This window comes from Actinoplanes sp. NPDC049548, assembly GCF_040676695.1.
GTDB lineage: Bacteria > Actinomycetota > Actinomycetes > Mycobacteriales > Micromonosporaceae > Actinoplanes.
This window is the reverse complement of sequence record NZ_JBFAPM010000009.1, coordinates 1-20,265: the sequence shown is the minus strand read 5'-3', so window position 1 is coordinate 20,265 and position 20,265 is coordinate 1. Positions and strand designations below refer to the sequence as shown.

Annotated in this window: 20 protein-coding genes; 8 read left to right on the top strand and 12 right to left on the bottom strand. The window is 70.7% G+C overall.

From position 1 onward, the window contains the following. Positions 1-54: 54 nt before the first annotated feature. From AB0J80_RS19120 to AB0J80_RS19085, 8 genes are read right to left on the bottom strand one after another with little or no spacing between them, the layout of a single operon-like run. The gene (locus AB0J80_RS19120; protein ID WP_364706361.1) at positions 55-540 is read right to left on the bottom strand and encodes a metal-sulfur cluster assembly factor; all 486 of its coding nucleotides are present in this window, start codon (positions 538-540) and stop codon (positions 55-57) included. Then, positions 537-986, bottom strand: a complete 450-nt coding sequence (gene sufU / locus AB0J80_RS19115) for a Fe-S cluster assembly sulfur transfer protein SufU (RefSeq protein WP_364706968.1) — start codon at positions 984-986, stop codon at positions 537-539. Before sufU ends, AB0J80_RS19120 begins: the two co-directional genes overlap by 4 nt. After that, positions 983-2,212, bottom strand: coding sequence for a cysteine desulfurase (locus tag AB0J80_RS19110; protein ID WP_364706358.1), 1,230 nt, complete (start codon positions 2,210-2,212; stop codon positions 983-985). The genes sufU and AB0J80_RS19110 overlap by 4 nt, the downstream gene beginning before the upstream one ends. 16 nt (positions 2,213-2,228) lie before the next feature. Further along, the gene (gene sufC / locus AB0J80_RS19105; protein WP_364706357.1) at positions 2,229-2,993 is read right to left on the bottom strand and encodes a Fe-S cluster assembly ATPase SufC; all 765 of its coding nucleotides are present in this window, start codon (positions 2,991-2,993) and stop codon (positions 2,229-2,231) included. After that, positions 2,990-3,322 (bottom strand): non-heme iron oxygenase ferredoxin subunit, encoded by a 333-nt coding sequence (locus AB0J80_RS19100; RefSeq protein WP_364706356.1) that lies wholly within the window; start codon positions 3,320-3,322, stop codon positions 2,990-2,992. The genes sufC and AB0J80_RS19100 overlap by 4 nt, the downstream gene beginning before the upstream one ends. A gap of 3 nt (positions 3,323-3,325) precedes the next feature. Further along, a complete protein-coding gene (gene sufD / locus AB0J80_RS19095; protein ID WP_364706353.1) occupies positions 3,326-4,459 on the bottom strand; it encodes a Fe-S cluster assembly protein SufD in 1,134 nt (377 codons plus the stop codon). Positions 4,460-4,506: 47 nt separating this feature from the next. After that, a complete protein-coding gene (gene sufB / locus AB0J80_RS19090) occupies positions 4,507-5,928 on the bottom strand; it encodes a Fe-S cluster assembly protein SufB (RefSeq protein ID WP_364706350.1) in 1,422 nt (473 codons plus the stop codon). Next, positions 5,928-6,608 carry a transcriptional regulator gene (locus AB0J80_RS19085; protein ID WP_364706965.1) on the bottom strand — a complete coding sequence of 227 codons (681 nt, stop codon included), beginning with the start codon at positions 6,606-6,608 and terminating at the stop codon, positions 5,928-5,930. Before AB0J80_RS19085 ends, sufB begins: the two co-directional genes overlap by 1 nt. A gap of 250 nt (positions 6,609-6,858) precedes the next feature. Here AB0J80_RS19085 and AB0J80_RS19080 point away from each other — a divergent pair, with 250 nt between their 5' ends. After that, on the top strand, positions 6,859-7,803 hold the full coding sequence (locus AB0J80_RS19080; RefSeq protein WP_364706348.1) for a COX15/CtaA family protein: 945 nt from the start codon (positions 6,859-6,861) through the stop codon (positions 7,801-7,803). Between the two features lie 12 nt (positions 7,804-7,815). Here AB0J80_RS19080 and AB0J80_RS19075 read toward each other — a convergent pair whose 3' ends face one another. From AB0J80_RS19075 to AB0J80_RS19065, 3 genes are all read right to left on the bottom strand, one after another. After that, entirely contained in the window at positions 7,816-8,331 is a 516-nt protein-coding gene (locus AB0J80_RS19075; protein ID WP_364706345.1) for a hypothetical protein, read from the bottom strand. Between the two features lie 223 nt (positions 8,332-8,554). After that, positions 8,555-8,851 (bottom strand): hypothetical protein, encoded by a 297-nt coding sequence (locus AB0J80_RS19070; protein ID WP_364706342.1) that lies wholly within the window; start codon positions 8,849-8,851, stop codon positions 8,555-8,557. Positions 8,852-9,099: 248 nt separating this feature from the next. Continuing rightward, positions 9,100-10,053: a heme o synthase gene (locus AB0J80_RS19065; RefSeq protein WP_364706963.1), complete on the bottom strand. Its 954-nt coding sequence runs from the start codon at positions 10,051-10,053 to the stop codon at positions 9,100-9,102. Positions 10,054-10,233: 180 nt separating this feature from the next. Between AB0J80_RS19065 and tkt the strand changes: the two genes are divergently transcribed. The 6 genes from tkt (at position 10,234) to pgl (ending at position 18,308) form a co-directional block, all read left to right on the top strand. Beyond that, positions 10,234-12,450, top strand: coding sequence for a transketolase (gene tkt, locus AB0J80_RS19060; protein WP_364706961.1), 2,217 nt, complete (start codon positions 10,234-10,236; stop codon positions 12,448-12,450). Between the two features lie 11 nt (positions 12,451-12,461). Next, the gene (gene tal, locus AB0J80_RS19055; protein WP_364706340.1) at positions 12,462-13,604 is read left to right on the top strand and encodes a transaldolase; all 1,143 of its coding nucleotides are present in this window, start codon (positions 12,462-12,464) and stop codon (positions 13,602-13,604) included. After that, positions 13,601-15,049 (top strand): hypothetical protein, encoded by a 1,449-nt coding sequence (locus tag AB0J80_RS19050; protein ID WP_364706337.1) that lies wholly within the window; start codon positions 13,601-13,603, stop codon positions 15,047-15,049. Before tal ends, AB0J80_RS19050 begins: the two co-directional genes overlap by 4 nt. Beyond that, entirely contained in the window at positions 14,980-16,497 is a 1,518-nt protein-coding gene (gene zwf, locus AB0J80_RS19045; RefSeq protein ID WP_364706334.1) for a glucose-6-phosphate dehydrogenase, read from the top strand. The genes AB0J80_RS19050 and zwf overlap by 70 nt, the downstream gene beginning before the upstream one ends. Continuing rightward, complete coding sequence (locus tag AB0J80_RS19040; protein WP_364706333.1) at positions 16,494-17,510, top strand: glucose-6-phosphate dehydrogenase assembly protein OpcA; 1,017 nt, start codon at positions 16,494-16,496, stop codon at positions 17,508-17,510. The genes zwf and AB0J80_RS19040 overlap by 4 nt, the downstream gene beginning before the upstream one ends. Before the next feature lie 69 nt (positions 17,511-17,579). Further along, positions 17,580-18,308 (top strand): 6-phosphogluconolactonase, encoded by a 729-nt coding sequence (gene pgl, locus AB0J80_RS19035; protein ID WP_364706330.1) that lies wholly within the window; start codon positions 17,580-17,582, stop codon positions 18,306-18,308. Positions 18,309-18,338: 30 nt separating this feature from the next. Here pgl and AB0J80_RS19030 read toward each other — a convergent pair whose 3' ends face one another. Then, positions 18,339-19,430, bottom strand: a complete 1,092-nt coding sequence (locus AB0J80_RS19030) for an SDR family oxidoreductase (RefSeq protein ID WP_364706328.1) — start codon at positions 19,428-19,430, stop codon at positions 18,339-18,341. A 54-nt stretch (positions 19,431-19,484) separates the two neighbouring features. Here AB0J80_RS19030 and AB0J80_RS19025 point away from each other — a divergent pair, with 54 nt between their 5' ends. Then, complete coding sequence (locus tag AB0J80_RS19025; RefSeq protein WP_364706325.1) at positions 19,485-20,123, top strand: helix-turn-helix domain-containing protein; 639 nt, start codon at positions 19,485-19,487, stop codon at positions 20,121-20,123. Positions 20,124-20,265 lie beyond the last annotated feature (142 nt).

The following is a 20,265-nucleotide window of genomic DNA, read 5'->3' as shown; positions in this document are numbered from 1 at the left end:
GGCATACGCAGAAGCCGCCAGAGTGAACCTGGCGGCTGTGCGGTGTGCAGGAGGTCAGACGTTGAAGCCGAGCGCGCGGAGCTGCTCCCGGCCGTCGTCCGTGATCTTGTCCGGTCCCCACGGCGGGAGCCACACCCAGTTGATGCGGAAGTCCTTGACGAGACCGCCGCCCGGGCCCGTGGTGAGGGCCTGGCGGGTCTGGTCCTCGATCACGTCGGTCAGCGGACAGGCCGCCGACGTCAGGGTCATGTCGAGGGTGGCCACGTTGTCGTCGTCGACGTGGGTGTCGTAGACGAGGCCGAGGTCGACCACGTTGATCCCGAGCTCGGGGTCGACGACGTCCTTCATCGCCTCCTCGATGTCGGCGACGCTCGCCTTGGCACCCGCCCCGCCGGCGGAAACACCACCGGCCGAAGCCGCAGCGTCCGCGCCGGGCGAAGCCGGCTCGGTGTCCGCCGCGACCACGGGCGACGTCGCGTCGTCCGGGCCCGCCGTCTCCGCCGCGTCCGAGGCGATCTCTTCCACAGTTCTATCCGTCATGCCTTCACCTCCGGGCTGACGCCCACGCCGGCGCGCGCCGCGGCGTCCTTGAATGCCATCCACGGCAGTAGTGCGCATTTCACCCGGGCCGGGTATTGGGCCACGCCCGCGAAGGCGATGCCGTCGCCGAGCACGTCCTCGTCCGGCTCGACCTGGCCGCGGCCGTGCATCAACTCGAGGAACGCCTCGTGCACCGCGAAGGCCTCCGCCGCCGGGCGGCCCTTGAGCAGCTCGTGCAGCACCGAGGCCGACGCCTGGCTGATCGAGCACCCCATGCCGTCGTACGAGATGTCCGAGAGGTCGCTGGTGACCCGGATGGTGATCTCGTCGCCGCAGGTGGGGTTCACGTGGTGGGCCTCGCCCTGGTACGGGTCACGCAGGCCGCGCCCGTGCGGGTGCTTGTAGTGGTCCAGGATGATGTCCTGGTAGAGCTGGTCGATCATCAGGCGAACACCTTCCGCACCTGCTCCAGACCGCGCGCGAGGGCGTCGATCTCGTCCGTCGTCGTGTACAGGTAGAACGAGGCGCGGGTCATCGCCGGCACCCCGAACCGCGTGCACACCGGGCGGGCGCAGTGGTGGCCCACCCGCACCTCGACGCCGAGGCTGTCGAGGATCTGCCCGACGTCGTGCGGATGTACCCCGTCGACCTCGAACGACACCGTGCCACCGCGGCCTTCCGGCGTGGCGGGGCCGAAGATGCGCACGCCGGGGACGTCCGCGAGCGCCTTCAACGCGTACGCGGTGATCTCCTGCTCGTGGCGGTGCACGTTCTCCATGCCGAGCGCGGTCAGGTAGTCCACGGCCGCGCCCAGCCCGATGGCCTCCGTGATCGGCGGGGTGCCACCCTCGAAGCGCGCGGGCGGCGGGGCGAACGTCGTGCCGCCCAGCGTGACCGTCTCGATGGTGGAACCGCCGGCCAGGAACGGTGGCATCGACTCGAGCAGCGACATGCGGCCCCAGAGGACGCCGATGCCGGTCGGGCCGAGCATCTTGTGGCCGGTGAACGCGATGAAGTCGGCGCCGAGGTCCGTCACGTTCACCGGGAAGTGCGGCACCGACTGGGAGCAGTCGAGCATGACCAGGGCGCCGACCTCGTGCGCCCGGGCCACGATCCGCGACGGGTCGTTGATCGTGCCCAGGATGTTCGACATGTGGACGACCGAGACGAGCTTCGTCCGCTCGTTCACCAGAGAAGAGAGCTGAGACTCGTCGAGGCGGCCCTCGTCGGTGACGCCGAACCAGCGCAGCGTGGCCCCCGTGCGCTGACACAGCAGCTGCCACGGGACCAGGTTGGAGTGGTGCTCCATCTCGGAGACGACGATCTCGTCGCCGGGGCCCAGCTGGAGGAAGTCCCCCGCCGTCCAGGCGACCAGGTTGATCGCCTCGGTGGAGTTCTTGGTGAAGACCACCTCGTCCGGCGAGGGTGCGCCGATGAACGCGGCGACCTTCGCGCGCGCCGCCTCGTACGCCGTCGTGGACTCGGTGCCCAGGGTGTGCACCGAGCGCGACACGTTGCCGTTGTGCCGTTCCTGGTGGTCGCGCATGGCGTCGATCACCTGGCGCGGCTTCTGCGAGGTGTTGGCGCTGTCCAGGTAGACCAACGGGTGCCCGTTGATCTCCCGGCCCAGGATCGGGAAGTCGGCTCGAACCCGGGCCACGTCGAAGGTCATCTCGTTCTCCTGAGGATCAGGCGCGGGCGCCGGCCACGTACCGCTCGTACCCCTCGGCTTCGAGCTGCTCGGCGAGCTCGGGGCCACCCTCCTGAACGATCTTGCCGGCGACGAAGACGTGCACGAAGTCCGGCTTGATGTAGCGCAGGATGCGGGTGTAGTGGGTGATCAGCAGCAGGCCGGTCTCGCCGGTCTCACGCACCCGGTTGACGCCCTCGCTGACGATCCGCAGCGCGTCGATGTCGAGGCCGGAGTCGGTCTCGTCGAGGATGGCGACCTTCGGCTTGAGCAGCTCGAGCTGCATGATCTCGTGGCGCTTCTTCTCGCCGCCGGAGAAGCCCTCGTTGACGTTGCGCTGCGCGAACGACGGGTCCATCTGCAGCTTCTCCATGGCGCCGCGCAGCTCGCCGGCCCAGGTCCGCAGCTTCGGCGCCTCGCCGTCGATCGCGGTCTTGGCGGTACGCAGGAAGTTCGCCACCGACACGCCGGGCACCTCGACGGGGTACTGCATCGCCAGGAAGAGGCCGGCACGCGCGCGCTCGTCCACGCTCATCGCCAGGACGTCCTCGCCGTCGAGCGTCACCGTGCCGCCGGTGATCTCGTACTTGGGGTGGCCCGCGATGGAGTACGCCAGGGTGGACTTGCCGGAGCCGTTGGGGCCCATGATGGCGTGGGTCTCGCCCGCTCGGACGGTGAGGTCGACCCCGGCCAGGATCGGCTTCAGCTCGCCCTCGGGCAGCTTGACCGACACCTGCAGGTCGCGGATCTCCAGGGTGCTCACGGCATTACTCCATTACTCGGTGTCGTCGAAACGTAGATGTCGCCGTCGCGGATCTCGACGGGGAAGGTCGCCACCGGCTCGGTGGCGGGCAGGCCGGTGGGTTCACCGGTACGCACGTCGAAGCGCGAGCCGTGCAGCCAGCACTCGAGCAGGCAGCCCTCGACCTCGCCCTCGGACAGGGCCACAGAGGCGTGGCTGCACTCGTCGCGTACGGCGTAGAAGTTGTCGTCGTCCGCATGCACGACCGCGACGTCGACGCCGTCCACCTCGACGGAGATGGCCGTGCCCTTCGCCACGTCGGCGGCGGGACCGACAAGCTCGAACGCCATGGTTCAGGCCCCCGCCTTCGCCAGCCGGGCCTCGATGGCGTCGCCCAGGCGCTCGCGGAGCTCCTCGACCGGGATCTTGTTGACCAGCTCGGCGAAGAAGCCGCGGACCACCAGCTTGCGGGCCTCGAACTCGGGGATGCCGCGCGCCATCAGGTAGAACAGCTGCTCGTCGTCGAAGCGGCCGGTCGCGCTCGCGTGGCCCGCCCCGGCGACCTCGCCGGTCTCGATCTCCAGGTTGGGCACCGAGTCGGCCCGGGCGCCGTCGGTCAGCACCAGGTTGCGGTTGATCTCGTACGTCTCCGTGCCGGTCGCCGCGGCGCGGATGAGCACGTCGCCGACCCAGACGGTGTGCGCGGACGCGCCCTGCAGCGCCCCGCGGTAGCCGACGTAGCTGCGGCAGTCCGGCACGCTGTGGTCGACGAGCTGACGGTGCTCGAGGTGCTGGCCGGCGTCGGCGAAGTACAGGCCCCAGAGCTCGGCGTCGCCGCCGCGGCCCGCGTACTCGACGGAGGTGAACTGCCGGACCAGGTCGCCGCCGAGGGCGACCTGCACGTGCTGGACCCGGGAGTCCTTGCCGACCTTGAACTTGACGTGCTGGGCCTGTACCGAGCCGGCCTCCCACTCGGCGAGCGTGACGAAGGTGAGCTGGGCGCTGTCGCCGAGCACGACCTCGACGTTGTCCGCGAGGGTCGCCGTGCCGGTCTGCTCCAGCACGATCGTGACCTTGGCGAAGTTGCCGACCTTCACGTACGTCCGCGCGGCTGCGGCCTCGGTGCCCTGCCCCACGACCCGGATGACGGCCGGGGTGTCGGTGACGGTCTCCGCCGCGACGTCGATCAGCGTCACCGCCGCGGCCGAGCCGTACGCCAGGGCGCTGATCCGGTCGAACGGGGTGAGCACGGCGTCGACCTTGCCGGCGTCCACCTGGGTCACCGAGACGCCCGCCGGCAGGTCGCCCGGGGCGTACCCGGGGGCCGCACCGGTGAGCGCGGTCGCCGTGATCAGCGAGCCCAGCCGCTTGACCGGGGTGAAGCGCCACTCCTCCTCCAGGCCGTTGACGGCCGGGAAGTCGGTGACGTCGAAGGAGCGCAGCACCTGCGACTTGGTGCTCGGCGGGGCCATGGCCTCGGTAGTCATCTCGTCCTAGTTCTTCGCAGCGGGAAACGTCGGGGGCAGGGCCGCGGTCAGCCGACCGCGCCCTCCATCTGGAGCTCGATGAGGCGGTTGAGCTCGAGCGCGTACTCCATCGGGAGCTCCTTGGCGATCGGCTCGATGAAGCCGCGCACGATCATCGCCATGGCCTCGTCCTCGGTCAGGCCCCGGCTCATCAGGTAGAAGAGCTGGTCCTCGCTGACCTTGGAGACGGTCGCCTCGTGGCCCATGTTGACGTCGTCCTCGCGGATGTCGACGTACGGGTACGTGTCCGAGCGCGAGATCGTGTCGACCAGCAGCGCGTCGCACTTGACCGTGCTGGCGCTGTGGTGCGAACCGTCCATGACCTGCACCAGGCCGCGGTAGGAGGTGCGGCCGCCGCCGCGCGCGATCGACTTGCTGACGATCGTCGACGACGTGTACGGCGCGGCGTGCACCATCTTGGCGCCGGCGTCCTGGTGCTGGCCCTCGCCGGCCATCGCGACGCTCAGGACCTCGCCCTTGGCGTGCGGGCCGGTCATGTAGACGGCCGGGTACTTCATCGTCACCTTGGAGCCGATGTTGCCGTCGATCCACTCCATGGTCGCGCCCTCCTCGCAGGTGGCGCGCTTGGTGACCAGGTTGTAGACGTTGTTCGACCAGTTCTGGATGGTCGTGTACCGGCAGCGGGCGTTCTTCTTGACGATGATCTCGACGACTGCGCTGTGCAGCGAGTCGGACGAGTAGATCGGCGCGGTGCAGCCCTCGACGTAGTGCACGTACGCACCCTCGTCGACGATGATCAGCGTCCGCTCGAACTGGCCCATGTTCTCGGTGTTGATCCGGAAGTACGCCTGCAGCGGGATCTCCACGTGCACGCCCTTCGGCACGTAGATGAACGAGCCGCCGGACCACACGGACGTGTTCAGCGCGGCGAACTTGTTGTCGCCGACCGGGATCACCGTGCCGAAGTACTCCTTGAAGATGTCCTCGTGCTCCTTGAGGGCCGTGTCGGTGTCGAGGAAGACGACACCCTGCTCCTCGAGGTCCTCACGGATCTTGTGGTAGACGACCTCGGACTCGTACTGCGCGGCGACGCCGGCCACGAGGCGCTGCTTCTCCGCCTCGGGAATGCCCAGCTTGTCGTAGGTCGCCTTGATGTCCTCGGGCAGGTCCTCCCAGCTCTGGGCCTGCTTCTCGGTGGAGCGCACGAAGTACTTGATGTTCTGGAAGTCGATGCCGGTGAGGTCGGCGCCCCAGTTCGGCATGGGCTTGCGGTCGAACAGGCGCAGGCCCTTGAGCCGCAGGTCAAGCATCCACTGCGGCTCGTTCTTCTTCGCGGAGATGTCGCGCACCACGGCCTCGGACAGGCCTCGCTGCGCGGCAGCGCCCGCCACGTCGGCGTCGGCCCAGCCGTACTCGTACTTGCCAAGAGCGGCCAGGTGCTCTTCCTGAGTGACGATCTGGTCGGTCATTATCCGTTCCTAACCGTGGTTGCGACTGCGAGGTCTTCAGTCCGGTGGTGGGTGGCGGGCGGGGCGGTCGGATGGACACACTGCGGTGCCGGGATGTGCGTGGTGCACACCCCGTCGCCGTGCGCGATGGTGGCGAGGCGCTGCACGTGGGTGCCGATGAGCCGCGAGATGACCGCGGTCTCGGCGTCGCACAGCTGGGGGAACTCGGCGGCCACGTGAGCCACCGGGCAGTGGTGCTGGCACAGCTGCCCGCCGGACGCGATCGTGGTCGCGTTGGCAGCGTAGCCCTCGGCCGTCAGCGCCTCGGCGAGCGCCTCCGCCCGGGCGATCGGGTCGTCGCCGGCCTCGAGCATCGCCGCCCGGCAGCGCTCCTCGAGCGCGGTCACCTGGGAGCTGGCGAAGGCCTCGACCGCCTCCGGACCGCCGTGCTCGGCGATCCAGCGCAGGGCGGCGGTGGCGATGCCGTCGTAGAAGTGCGGGAAACCCTCCCTGGCCTCGGCGGTGAGCACGAAGGCCTTCGCGGGACGGCCCCGGCCGCGCGGTCCGCGCTGCGGCGTCTCGCGCGCCTCGACCAGGTTGTCGGCGAGCATCGCGTCGAGGTGCTTGCGGATCGCGGCGGGGCTCAGGCCGAGCTGCGCACCGAGCTCGGCCGCGGTCGCGGCCCCTCGTTCGAGGAGCAACTGCGCAACCCGGTCACGGGTACGCCCGTCAGCGGCCTTGCCGTCCGCGGGGGGCTTGCGGGGTCCGGAGGACGCGCGGGAACCGGCGGCCGCACCGGCCACCTGACTGCTCCGCGACAGCACTCCGTTTTTCACTACGGCAACGTTACGTATTTCGTTCCGCGCCTGCAAACCGGCGGTCCGGTGATCCAGGACACCGGGGTGCACGGCGCCGGATTCGAGGTTCGAAATCGGGCGTACGATCCCGGAGGTGAGCAAGAGCACCCTGCTGCGCCGGCTGGCCCTCGCCTCCCTGGTCGCCAACGTCGGCCTGGTCGTGACGGGTGCGGCGGTCCGGCTGACCGGCTCGGGCCTCGGTTGCCCGACGTGGCCCAAGTGCACCGACGCGTCCTACACGACGACGCGCGAGATGGGCGTCCACGGCGTCATCGAGTTCGGCAACCGGCTGCTCGGCGTCGTGCTCGCTCTCATCGCCCTCGCCACGTTCATCGCGGCCCTGCTGCAGAAGCCCCGGCGCCGCTCCCTGGTGCTGCTGTCGCTGGCGGCCGGCCTCGGCATCCCCGGGCAGGTCGTGCTCGGCGGCATCACCGTGCGCACCGGCCTCAACCCGTGGGTGGTCGGCCTGCACTTCCTGCTCTCGATGGCCCTGATCACCGCCACCTGGGCCCTCTGGCAGCGCACCCGGGAGGGCGACGCACCCGTGCGTCGGCTGGTCACCACCCCCCTGCGCCAGCTGGCCGCCCTCACCGCCGCAGCCAGCGCCGCGGTGATCGTCGTGGGCGTGATCGTGACGGGCAGCGGCCCGCACGCGGGCGACGAGAACGCCAAGCGCAACGGCCTCGACCCCACCACCATCTCCCAGGCCCACGCCGACCTGGTCTTCCTGCTGATCGGCCTCTCGGTGGCGCTGTGGTTCGCGTTACGAGCGGTCGGCGCTCCGGCTCCCGCGGTCCGCGCGGCCGCCCTTTTCGTCGCCGTGGAGCTGTCGCAGGGCCTGATCGGCTTCGTCCAGTACTTCACCCACCTGCCGGTGGCCCTGGTGGCAGCCCACATGCTCGGCGCCTGCCTGGTCTGGGTCGGGACTCTGAACGTCCTCTGGCGCCTCCGCGACCGGCCCTCACCCGCCACGCCCGGCGAGGAACTTCCCGCTGTCTCGCCGCCCGCCGACGAGCCGGTCCCTGCTTCCGTCGCCTGACCCACCGACTCGTCAGACCGGAGGCCACGGCTCCACAGCCAGCAACGCCCGCGCCTCATTCCTGAGCCGGTCCTCCAGCTCCCGGATCTCGTGCTGCCGCTCCGCACTGTCGGGGCAGGTCGCGAGGTCCTCATAACGGACGACGGCGTCGACGATAGGCCGCACGACCGCGGGCCAGCCGTGCCACCACTCGGCCCAGCAGATGCGGCCGCCGCCCTCGGCGGGCTCCAGCACGCCGTCGACGACCATGCCGGCCCAGCACCGCACCAGCGCCCACTGCCGTTGCACGGGATCGTCCGGCAGCCGGACCTCGATCCCCAGTTCGTCGAGGACCTGGTGGAACAGGCCTTGCGCCTCGGGTTCCTCCGCGCGGGTCAACCCGGCGAGCAGCGGGAGCGAGGGCGAGTCGACTCCGGCCAGAAGCGCGTCGAGCCCGAGCCGGATGAGCCGGTCCGAGCCGGTCATGAGGCCCGCCGCGTCATCCGCGGCGATCAGCCGCATGCGCTTCACGACTTGGTCCGCCTCCACGGAGGCATTCTGCCCGACAAGGTTGAAAGCTCAGCCACTTACGCAGAATGAAGGGTCCGCGGGGCCGTTCAGGAGCCGCCAGGCGACTGGCGCCGCGGGCCCGGCCTCGACGGGAGTGACGGTCAGCACCACCCACCCAGGCACGACATGAAGCCTTTGACCTCGATGCAGACCACAAGAAGGCGGCCCGGACATCGCCCGGGCCGCACCTACGAAGACTGGGTTATCGCGCCATGCTGCGGCGGGACATGGACCGCCACAAGTCGTTGCTGGGCCGCATCTGCTCCATGAGCTCGCGCTCCCACTCGTTCTCCACTTCGACGCCCGCGGTCTCGCAGGCCTTGCGGGCCACGTCCGTGCCGGCGGCGGCGAACTGGTCCGTCCACTCACCGTCCTCGCCCACCAGGACGATGCGGGCGCCGCGCTTGCCGACGTACTCGATGACCGCCTTGGCGCCGCCGTGACCGACGGCGAAGGACCGGATGTCCGCGGTCAGTGTCGTATCGGAACCTTCTGCCATGGGGGGAAGCCTAGGCAGACTTTCTCCGGGAGCAAGTAACTACGGCCTGTTTTTGTGATGCCAATTACCTGCAGGTTTATCGGTTACCGGCCTCGTTTCGACCCGATAACGTCCGTTTTATCCCCGGCTACGTATTCCATCGATCGAGTGACCGAGCGTCACTAAAGGGGCGCCGGAAACGGGCATTGTGTGCGACGAGACACAATGGCGTCACTCAATGCGATCGCACTCTGTGTGCGCACGGTACGTCAGATGAGTGCGTCGATGGCCACAGCGATGAAGAGAATCGTCAGGTACGAGATGGACCAGTGGAAGAGCCGCATCGCCTTCAGCGGCTCTCCCCGGCGGGACCGGCCCACCAGACGCACCGCCTCGGCGAGGAAGAGCCCGCCCGCAACGACCGCCGTGACGCCGTAGACCGGGCCCATGCCGAGCGGCCAGGCCGCGAGCGAGGCCACCACGGTCAGCGCGGTGAAGATCAGGATCTCGTTGTTCACCCGGCGGGCGGAGCGCACCACGGGCAGCATCGGGATGCCGGCGCGGGCGTAGTCGTCCTTGTACTTGATGGCGAGCGGGTAGAAGTGCGGCATCTGCCAAAAGAAGACAACCGCAAAAAGCGCCCATCCGATGGGGGCCACCGTGCCGGTGACCGCCGCCCAGGCGATCAGCACCGGGGCCGCCCCGCAGATGCCGCCCCAGAACGTGTTCTGCGGGGTTCGCCGCTTGAGCCAGAGCGTGTAGACGACGTCGTAGTAGACGATCGCGGCGGCGGTCAGAGCGGTCGCCAGCCAGTTGGTGAACGCCGCCATCAGCACGAGCGAGACGACCGCGAGGCTCAGCCCGAACACCAGCACCGAGCGCGGGGTGAGGCTGTGCGAGGGCAGCGGGCGGCGCTTGGTGCGGCGCATCAGCTGGTCGATGTCGCGGTCGATGTAGCAGTTCAGGGCGCTGGCCGCGCCGGCCGCCAGCGAGCCCCCGACCAGCACGACGGCCATCAGGCCCAGGTCGGGCCAGCCTCCGGCGGCGAACATCATCGCCGGGATGGTGGTCACCAGGAGGAGCTCGACGATCTGCGGCTTGGTCAGCGAGACGTACGCCCTCAGGACGGCGCGGACGTCGCGACGGGAACCGGAAGCGGCCGCCGTCCGCGGCGCCGCCTCAAGACCCGGCGACCGCCCCTGGGCGGGACGCTCGGTGATCATGCTCACGGACAGCCACCTTCCGGCATCGGCGAGGGCGAGTTCGGCGCCGAACGCCGGAGTGGACCCCGGGCTGGCGCGTTCGGACAGCCTACGCGCAGCCCGGGGCGCTGCTCGGTCGACCCGGCGGGGGTGCAGGGCGTCACAGGCCACGTCCCCCGTGTCCGCTCTCAGCGTATGGGCCTGCGGCGTTCCCAGGGCGGGGGTTTACCGGGACTGGATAGGGTCAACTCACAAGGGTTCCCACACCATGCCCCGAGGAGAACGACCGACGTGGCTGCCAAAGACGATTTGAACTGGTCCGACCTCGACCGCCGGGCGGTCGACACCGTCCGGGTGCTGGCCATGGACGCGGTCGAGAAATCCGGCAACGGCCACCCCGGTACGGCGATGAGCCTCGCGCCGGCCGCCTACCTGCTGTTCAACCGTGTCATGCGGCACGACCCGACGGACCCGCTCTGGGCCGGCCGGGACCGGTTCGTGCTCTCCTGTGGCCACTCCAGCCTCACCCTTTACATCCAGCTCTACCTCTCCGGTTACGGGCTGGCACTGGACGACCTGGCTTCGCTGCGTCAGTGGGGCTCCCTCACTCCCGGTCACCCTGAGTACGGACACACCCCGGGCGTCGAGGTCACCACCGGCCCGCTCGGTCAGGGCATCGGCAACGCGGTCGGTATGGCGATGGCGGCCCGCCGCGAGCGCGGCCTGTTCGACCCGGACGCGGCCGACGGCGCCTCGGTCTTCGACCACCACGTGTACGCGCTCTGCTCCGACGGGGACATCGAGGAGGGCGTCAGCCACGAGTCGAGCGCCGTCGCGGCCGTGCAGAAGCTCGGCAACCTCACGCTGATCTACGACGACAACGAGATCTCCATCGAGGACGACACCCGGATCGCCAAGAACGAGGACGTCGGCGCGCGCTACGCGGCGTACGGCTGGCACGTCCAGACCGTCGACTGGCGCAAGGGCGACCCGGACAAGGGCGACTACAACGAGGACGTCGAGGCCCTGTGGGCGGCGATTCAGGCCGCCAAGGAGGTGACCGACAAGCCGTCGTTCATCGTGCTCCGGACGATCATCGGCTGGCCCGCGCCGAACAAGCAGAACACCGGCAAGATCCACGGTTCCGCGCTGGGCGCCGACGAGGTCGCGGCCACCAAGGAGGTCCTCGGCTTCGACCCGAACGAGACGTTCGCCGTCGCCGACGAGGTTCTGCAGCACGCCCGCCAGGTCGCGGCCCGCGGCCGGGAGGCGCACGCCGAGTGGGACAAGGCCTTCGCGGCCTGGGCCGCCGGCAACGAGGAGGGCAAGAAGCTGTACGACCGCCTCGCCACCCGCTCGCTGCCGGAGGGCTGGACCAACGCCCTGCCCGAGTTCCCGGCCGACGACAAGGGCCTGGCCTCCCGCGCCGCCTCCGGCAAGGTGCTCGACGCCCTCGCGCCGGTGCTGCCCGAGCTGTGGGGCGGCTCGGCCGACCTGGCCGAGAGCAACAACACCACGATGAAGGGCGAGCCCTCGTTCATCCCGAGCGAGTATGCGACCAAGGCGTTCCCCGGCCACGAGTACGGCCGCACGCTGCACTTCGGCATCCGCGAGCACGGCATGGGCTCGATCCTCAACGGCATCACCGCGCACGGCTTCACCCGCCCGTACGGCGGCACGTTCCTGGTCTTCAGCGACTACATGCGCGGCGCGGTCCGGCTGTCGGCGCTGATGAAGCTCCCGGTGATCTACGTGTGGACGCACGACTCGATCGGCCTCGGCGAGGACGGCCCGACGCACCAGCCGATCGAGACGCTGTCCGCGCTGCGCGCCATCGTGGGCCTCGACGTGGTCCGCCCGGCCGACGCCAACGAGACCGCCTGGGCCTGGCGCGGCGCGCTCGAGCACACCGACCGCCCGACCGCCCTGGCGCTGTCGCGGCAGAACCTGCCGACGATCGACCGCAGCAAGTACGCGTCGGCCGAGGGCGTCCTCAAGGGCGGCTACATCCTCTCCGAGGCGTCCAACGGCGAGCCCAAGGTGATCCTCATCGGCACCGGCTCCGAGGTGCAGTACTGCCTCACCGCGCAGGAGCGCCTCGAGGCCGAGGGCACCCCGACCCGGGTCGTGTCGATGCCGTGTCAGGAGTGGTTCTTCGAGCAGGACACCGCGTACCAGCAGCAGGTGCTTCCGCGCGGCGTGAAGGCGCGCGTGGCCGTCGAGGCCGGCATCCGGATGAGCTGGGACCGGCTCATCGGCGACGCGGGCGAGGCGGTCAGCATCGAGCACTACGGCGCCAGCGCCCCGGCGAAGATCCTGTTCGAGCAGTTCGGCTTCACCGCGGACAACGTGGTGGCCAAGGCCAACGCCGCCCTCGCCAAGGTCGGCGAAATCACCGGTCACACGACCGGCAACTGAGGGAGTACGCGATGACCGACAGACTGGCAGAGCTGTCCGCCCAGGGCGTGGCGGTGTGGCTCGACGACCTCTCCCGGGTACGCCTGCAGAGCGGCTCGCTGGACAAGATGCGCACCGAGCAGCACGTGGTCGGCGTGACCACCAACCCGACCATCTTCGCCAAGGCGCTCGCCGACGCCGACGCGTACGACGAGCAGCTCAAGGACCTGGCCGCGCAGCAGGTCACCGTCGAGGAGGCGGTGCGGCTGCTGACGTCGTACGACGTGCGCTGGGCGTGTGACGTCATGCGGCCCGCGTACGACGCGTCGAACGGCGTCGACGGCCGGGTGTCCATCGAGGTCGACCCGCGCAGCGCGCACGAGACCGAGAAGACCGCGTCCGAGGCGAAGACGCTGTGGTGGCTCGTCGACCGCCCGAACCTCTTCATCAAGATCCCGGCGACCCAGGCGGGCCTGCCGGCGATCACCTCGACGCTGGCCGCGGGCATCAGCGTCAACGTCACGCTGATCTTCTCGCTCGAGCGCTACAAGGCCGTCATGGACGCGTTCCTGGCGGGCATGGAGCAGGCCAAGGCCAACGGCCACGACCTGAGCAAGATCGGCTCGGTCGCCTCGTTCTTCGTGTCCCGGGTGGACACCGAGATCGACAAGCGGCTCGACAAGATCGGCAGCGACGAGGCCAAGGCGCTGCGGGGCAAGGCGGCCGTCGCGAACGCGCAGCTGGCCTACCAGGCGTACGAGGAGGTCTTCGCCTCGGACCGCTGGAAGGCGCTGGCCGACGCGGGCGCTCTGCCGCAGCGGCCGCTGTGGGCGTCCACGGGCACGAAGAACCCCGACTACAAGGACACCATCTACGTCGAGGAGCTCGTCGCGCCCGGCACGGTCAACACCATGCCGGAGTCGGTCATCAAGGCGTACGCGGACCACGGCGAGACCCGGGGCGACACGGTGACCGGCTCGTACGCGGCCGCCCAGAAGGTCATGGACGACGTCGCGGCGGTCGGTGTGGACCTCCAGGACGTCTTCAAGGTGCTCGAGGACGAGGGCGTCGAGAAGTTCGAGGCCAGCTGGGCCGAGCTGCTCGAGGACGTGAAGAAGTCCCTCGACGCCGCCGCCAAGGGCCACGACAACCCGAGCGACGCCGCGGCGCAGTGACCGCCGACCTGCTCGCGGCCGCGGAGACCGCCGCCGGGCTCGCCGTGTACGGCGCCCCGGCGACGGCCTCCCGGCGCGGGCAGGTCGCCGCGCGGCTCGCCGGCCTGGACGACGGAGCCGCGTGGCTGCGCAGCGCCCGCGCGCTGCTTCCCCTGCTCGCCGAGCTGCACGAGGAGCTCGGCGACCTCGACCACGTCGTGCTCGCCGGCCCGGGGCGCGTGGCCGAGTCCGTCGCCCGCACGCTGGGCCGCCAGCTGACGGTCCTCGACGATCCGGATCCGGCGCCGCTGGCCGCCCTGCTGGCCGACCGCGGGCTGCTGTGCCGCAGCGTGACGGTCCTCGGCCCGGACTCCGACGACCTGCGCCGGGTGCTGCGCGGCGCGTACCTCGGTTTCGGCCTCACCGAGGCGGAGACCGACCGGCATTTCCTGACGTTCACGGGCGACGACGCGCTGACGGCCGGCGAGGGCCTGGAGCTGGTGGCCGCGGCGGCGCTCGCCGGCATCGACGTCAGCGAGCTGCTCGATCAGGCCGGACGCCTCCTGCCGTCCCTCACCGGCGACGGCGACAACCCTGCGCTGGCTCTGGGGCTGGCCCTGGCCGGCGCCGACGCCGTCGCCCTGGTCCCGGACGGCTCGGCCTTCGAGGGGCTCGGCGACTGGGCCGCGCCGCTGCTCTCCCGCGCCGGCGTGCTGCCGGCCGCTGTGGAGGGCCCGGGCGTGCTGACCATCTCGTACGGCGGCAGCCGCCCCCCCCCCGGCGCCCGGGGTGGCCGTCAACGGTCCACTCGGCGCGCAGCTGCTCGCCTGGTGGTGGGCGGCCGCCGTGGCCGGGCGCCTGCGCCGCACACCGTCACCCGGCTGCCCGTCCGGGCACCTTCCTTCATCCTCCGTCGACGGCTCGGTGGAGATCTTCGCCACTGGCGGGGCCGGGGGGAATCTCCTTTCCGCGCTCCGGGAGTTCACGGACGGCATCCACGACCATCTCTCCATCGTGGCCGTTCTGGACCCGCGGAACGACGCCGCGACGGCCGGGCTCTGCTCGCCGCTCGCCGCCGTCACCGGCCGGCCGGTCGCGCTGGGCCGGCATCCGCGCCAGGTCGGCGGCCCGCGCTCCGGCTCGTTTCTGCTGATCACCGGCGCGGACGCGGAGGACGTCGCGGTGCCGGGCCGGCCGTACACGGTGGGCGGTGCCCGGGCCGCCCGGGCCGCCGCCGCCCGGGAGGCCCTGATCCGGGCCGGACGCCCGGTGCTGTGGTTGCACCTGACCGACCGGGAGCAGGGCATCCGACAACTGCTTGCCGCTGTGCACATGTTGCAGGCCTGACCCTCCTGGTAACCCTGCGGGACGACGAAAAGCTGGCAGGATGGGTCACGTGGGTAATCCGCTGCGCACCGCACAGGACCGACGGCTCCCCCGGATCCCGGAGCCGTGCGCTCTGGTGATCTTCGGCGTCACCGGTGACCTGTCCCGGAAGAAACTGATCCCGGCCGTCTACGACCTCGCCAACCGGGGTCTGCTGCCGCCGGGCTTCGTGGTCCTCGGCTTCGCCCGCCGCGACTGGGGCGACGGGGACTTCGAGTCGCTGGCCTACGAGGCGGCCAAGAAGGGCGCCCGGACACCGTGGCGGGAGGACGTCTGGCAGCGGCTGGCCAGCCAGTTCCAGTTCGTGCCCGGCTCCTTCGATGACGACGCCGCCTTCGACCACCTGGCGAGCACCCTCGACGAGCTGCGCGAGCGCAACGGCATCGCGGGCAACGCCGCCTTCTACTTCTCCATCCCCCCGGCCGCGTTCCCGCTGGTGCTCAACCAGCTCAACCGCACCGGGATGGCCGACAACGCCAAGTCCGGCGGCTGGCGCCGGGTCGTGGTCGAGAAGCCGTTCGGCAACGACCTGAAGACCGCCATGGCGCTCAACCAGCTCGTCGACGAGGTCTTCACCCCCGAGGACGTCTTCCGCATCGACCACTACCTCGGCAAGGAGACGGTCCAGAACATCCTGGCGCTGCGCTTCGCCAACAGCCTCTTCGAGCCGGTGTGGAATTCCAAGTACGTCGACTCGGTGCAGATCACGATGGCCGAGGACGTCGGCATCGGCACCCGGGCCGCGTTCTACGACTCCGCCGGCGCCGCCCGCGACGTCCTGCAGAACCACCTGCTCCAGCTGCTCGCCCTGGTGGGCATGGAGGAGCCGACCAGCTTCGACCCCAACGAGATCCGCGCCGAGAAGCTCAAGGTGCTCAAGGCGATCAGCCTGCCCAAGGACATCGCCGCCGGCTCGGTCCGAGGTCAGTACCTGCAGGGCTGGGTGGCCGGCGAACGCGCGGTCGGCTACCTCGAGGAGAAGGGCGTGCCCGAGGACTCCCGCACGGAGACCTATGTGGCCGTACGCCTCGGGATCCAGAACCGCCGCTGGGCGGGCGTACCGTTCTTCGTCCGGGTGGGCAAGCGGATGCCGCGCCGGGTGACCGAGATCGCCATCCTGTTCAAGCGCGCGCCGCACCTGCCCTTCGACCCGGCCGATGTGGAGATGCTGGGCAACAACCAGCTCGTCATCCGCGTGCAGCCGGACGAGGGCGTGGTGCTCAAGTTCGGTTCCAAGGTGCCCGGCACCACCATGGAGGTCCGCGACATCGCCATGGACTTCCAGTACGGCGAGGCGTTCACCGAGTCCAGCCCCGAGGCGTACGAGCGGCTCGTGCTCGACGTGCTCGTCGGCGACCGGACGCTGTTCCCCGACGCCGCCGAGGTGGAGCAGAGCTGGCGCGTCATCGACCCGCTCGAGGAGGCGTGGGCGGGCACCAAGCCGGAGCCGTACCGCGCCGGCGAATGGGGCCCGCGGGCCTCGGACGAGATGCTGGCCCGCGAGGGCCGTTCCTGGAGGCGTGCATGATCGGCTTGTGGGACACCACCGGCAACGAGGTCGTCAAGGCCCTCGCCGCCGAGCGGCGCAGCGCGGGCGGGGTGGCCTCCGGCCTCGCCCTGACACTGGTCGCCGTCGTGGAGGAGAAGAAGGTCCGCGAGGCCGAGGCCGCAGCGACCATCGCGGCGGCCGCCCACCCCTGCCGCCTGCTCATCGTCGTCCGCTCCGACCTCGAGGGCCGCAGCCGCCTCGACGCGGAGATCGTCGTGGGCGGCCGGCTGGGCCCGGCCGAGGCCGTCGTCATGCGCATGTACGGCCGCCTCGCGCTGCACGCCGAGTCGGTGGTCATGCCGCTGCTCGCCCCGGACGTACCCGTCGTCACCTGGTGGCACGGCGAGCCGCCGGACGTCATCGCCAACGACTTCCTCGGCGTCGTCGCCGACCGGCGCATCACCGACAGCAAGCTCGCGCCGGACCCGGTCGCCGCCCTCAAGCAGCGGGCCATCGACTACGCCCCCGGCGACACCGACCTGACCTGGACCCGGATCACCCTGTGGCGCACGCTCGTGGCGGGTGCGTTCGACACGACGGAGGAGCGCGTCACCGGCGCGACCGTCACCGCGCCGGACAAGGACCCGACGGCCGCGCTGATGTGCGGCTGGCTCAAGTCCCGCCTGGGCATCGAGCCGAGGTGGGAGATCACCGACCGCGCGCCGCGCATGCACTCCGTGCAGCTCGAGTGCGCCAACGGCGACTGCGTCTCGGTCACCCGCGAGGAGGGCACGGCGCTGTTCAGCCGTACGGGCCAGGAGCCGCGCTACATGCCGCTGCCCAAGCGCCCGGTCGGCGACGAGCTGGCCGAGGAGCTCCGCCGGCTCGACCCGGACCAGATCTACGGCGAGGCGCTGGGCGCGATGGCCGGCATCCCGGACCTCGACGCCAAGCCGCCGATGCGCGTCCACGTGTGGAAGGACCCGGCCCTGGCCGCCCGCGCCGGCGACGCGTCCGGCGCCATGGCGGGCCCGGGCGGGTCCGCCGCCTGAATCACTAGGATCATGGGGCCGCTTCGCCAGTCGGCGGACGGCCCCTTTCCTGACGACGCAAGGAGTCCGATGAGCGAGACCGTTGTGGTGGTGGTGCCGGACGCCGACATCCTGGCGTCGGCCGTGGCGGCCCGGCTGGTCACCACGATCATCGAGGCCCAGGCCGTCCGCGGCCGCGCGGACGTGGTCCTCACCGGCGGCCGGGTCGCCGCGAAGGTCCTGCGCGCGGTCAAGGACCTCCCGGCCACGGCCGCCGTCGACTGGTCCCGGGTCGACCTGTGGTGGGGCGACGAACGCTTCCTGCCGGCCGGCGACCCGGACCGCAACGAGACGCAGGCCCGCGAGGCTCTGCTGGACGCACTGAACCTCGACGCGGCCCACGTCCACCCGATGCCCGCGTCGGACGGCCCGGACGGCGACGATGCCGCTGCGGCGGCGGCCCGCTACCGCGACGAGCTGGCCGCCGGCGGCGAGACGCTCCCCCACTTCGACGTGCTCATGCTGGGCGTCGGCGAGGACGGGCACGTGGCCTCCCTCTTCCCGGGACACCCGGACGCCACCGCCGAGGGTACGGCCACCGCCGTGCACGACAGCCCGAAGCCCCCGCCCACCCGCATCTCGCTCACGATGTCGGCGATCCGGTCGGCGGCGGAGGTCTGGCTGGTCGCGGCGGGCCCGGACAAGGCGGAGTCGGTCGGGGCTGCGCTCGGCGGCGACACGTCGCTGCCGGCGGCCCGGGCGATCGGCACCGGCAAGACCGTCTGGCTGCTGGACACGGCGGCCGCCGCCAAGCGCTGAGCCCCTGGTCGCAGCCGTCCGGCTGGGTCTTCATGGGACTCCGGCGAAGGCCTCCCGATGACGCCGTGCCCAGTCCCGGAAGGTGGCAGGGGGTCGTCCCAGTACCCTCGCGACGTCGTCGGTGAGGATGCGGTTGTGCCCGGCGCGCGCCCAGGCGGTTCCGATGACGGTGGCTCTGACGGCTGCTGGGGGCATCCCCGAGGCGAGTAGTTGCCGGGATGCGGTCGCCGGGGGGACGTCTACGGTGACGACGGGGCGACCGACAACCTCCGAGAGATGGCTCGCCTGGTCGGGCACGCTGAGCAGTTCGGGACCGGTGAGGGTGTAGATCTTGCCGGCATGGGCGGGATCGGTGAGGGCGGCAACCGCGACCGCGGCGATGTCACCGGGATCGATGACGCCCTGCTCGCCGTCGCCGGTCACGTTGTGCACCGGTTCTCCAGCTCGGATGGCGCCTGCCCAGTGCAGGCAGTTCGAGGCGAAGCTGGACGGCCGCAGGATAGTCCAGGTCAGGCCACTGGCGCGGACCGCGTCCTCGGCCGTCTGGTGCCACGCGCCGACGGTTGCGGCGCCGAATCGTTCGCCTGTGCCGATCGCGGAGAGCTTCACCACCGAGCTGACCCCCGCCGTACGGGCGACCGCCAGCAACGCCAAGTCATGATCTGGCGTCGGTGTGGCCGGAGCGGTCAGCAGGAACACGGCACGTACGCCGGCCACCGCCCGGTGCAGAGAAGCATGGTCTTCGAAGTCGGCCTGCACCACATCGACGTCCGGCGGGACGGTGCGGCCGGGTCGGCTCCTCATCATGGCGCGGGCAGGGTGCCCGCTCTGCGCGAGCAGCCGCAGGACGTGGCTTCCGATCGTGCCGGAGGCACCGGTAACGAGGATCATGAGTACCACCGTTGCAGGGCAGCCGCAGCCGAACCTAGGAACAATCGGCACAGTCCGACGCGGGCGCCCGATGTAGCCCTGCGCCACGCAGTACGGTGCTGAACTGTGCAGCGGGAAGAACTGGCAACTCCGGAGGTGGCCGGCCTGCTTCGGCCCTGGTTCTCCGGCGTCACCGTAGGAGCGCGACCTGTCATTCACGACGCCCCAGCGGTGCTGGAGCAGCCCGACCATGCCGTGACACTCACCTGGCGAGTGAGCTCCGGCGACCCGCATGACATCGTGATCATGGGTCCTCGAACGCGAGCCAGGTACTACGTCGAACGGCCCGGCCGAGACTGCCTCCACCTCCGTTTCCGGCCGGAACGGGCGGCGGAGTTCCTGGGCCTCTCCCTGCGCGAGCTCGCCGACCAGGCCTTCGCCGCCGGGGATCTGGACAGCACGTCCATGACAGCGTTCGTCCGGACGATCGCCGCCGGCGGGTCACCGGTCACTTCGCAGTCGCACGCGGCCCGGCTGCGCTCGCTGGCCGCGGCGTTGCCGGATGCCCCGTCGGCGCACAGCGACCGCGCGGCTCTACGCCGGCACATTGTCGCCGAGGCGACGAGGTTGCTGTCCGTCGGCGACGGGTCGGCACGCGAACCCGTCCATCGCGTCGCCCGGCGCCTGAACGTGAGCGAGCGGCACCTTCGCACGATGTTCGTCGACGGAGTCGGGCTGACGCCCAGCCAGTTCGTACGCCTCGACCGCGTCCGGGCGGTGCTGGCCCGCATCCGGCAGAAGCTGCCCGAGGCGGCCGGTGGGGCGGGCTACTACGACCAGTCACACATGACCGCCGAGTTCCACCGCGTCATGGGTACGACCCCGCACGCCTTCACCAGGCGACGCTGGCCCACCACCGAGGCATGCACGACCGCCAACGGCTGACCCTGGACCGACTTGACGATCATGACCGCGACCGTCCGGCTCTCAGGGCACGAAAAAGGCCGCCCCTCGCAAGGGGCGGCCTCCGGTGCTTCGGGGATCAGCCGAGCAGCGTCGGGATCTTCTCGAACAGCTGCGTCGTGTA

What these genes read in the sequence shown, in the direction of transcription:
- AB0J80_RS19025 (WP_364706325.1), top strand. Translation starts at nt 19,485, where the DNA reads ATGGGTCCTCGAACGCGAGCCAGGTACTACGTCGAACGGCCCGGCCGA.
- AB0J80_RS19030 (WP_364706328.1), bottom strand. Translation starts at nt 19,430, where the DNA reads ATGGTCGGGCTGCTCCAGCACCGCTGGGGCGTCGTGAATGACAGGTCG.
- tal (WP_364706340.1), top strand. Translation starts at nt 12,462, where the DNA reads ATGACCGACAGACTGGCAGAGCTGTCCGCCCAGGGCGTGGCGGTGTGG.
- pgl (WP_364706330.1), top strand. Translation starts at nt 17,580, where the DNA reads ATGAGCGAGACCGTTGTGGTGGTGGTGCCGGACGCCGACATCCTGGCG.
- AB0J80_RS19040 (WP_364706333.1), top strand. Translation starts at nt 16,494, where the DNA reads ATGATCGGCTTGTGGGACACCACCGGCAACGAGGTCGTCAAGGCCCTC.
- AB0J80_RS19120 (WP_364706361.1), bottom strand. Translation starts at nt 540, where the DNA reads ATGACGGATAGAACTGTGGAAGAGATCGCCTCGGACGCGGCGGAGACG.
- AB0J80_RS19070 (WP_364706342.1), bottom strand. Translation starts at nt 8,851, where the DNA reads ATGGCAGAAGGTTCCGATACGACACTGACCGCGGACATCCGGTCCTTC.
- AB0J80_RS19065 (WP_364706963.1), bottom strand. Translation starts at nt 10,053, where the DNA reads ATGATCACCGAGCGTCCCGCCCAGGGGCGGTCGCCGGGTCTTGAGGCG.
- AB0J80_RS19110 (WP_364706358.1), bottom strand. Translation starts at nt 2,212, where the DNA reads ATGACCTTCGACGTGGCCCGGGTTCGAGCCGACTTCCCGATCCTGGGC.
- sufD (WP_364706353.1), bottom strand. Translation starts at nt 4,459, where the DNA reads ATGACTACCGAGGCCATGGCCCCGCCGAGCACCAAGTCGCAGGTGCTG.
- sufB (WP_364706350.1), bottom strand. Translation starts at nt 5,928, where the DNA reads ATGACCGACCAGATCGTCACTCAGGAAGAGCACCTGGCCGCTCTTGGC.
- AB0J80_RS19100 (WP_364706356.1), bottom strand. Translation starts at nt 3,322, where the DNA reads ATGGCGTTCGAGCTTGTCGGTCCCGCCGCCGACGTGGCGAAGGGCACG.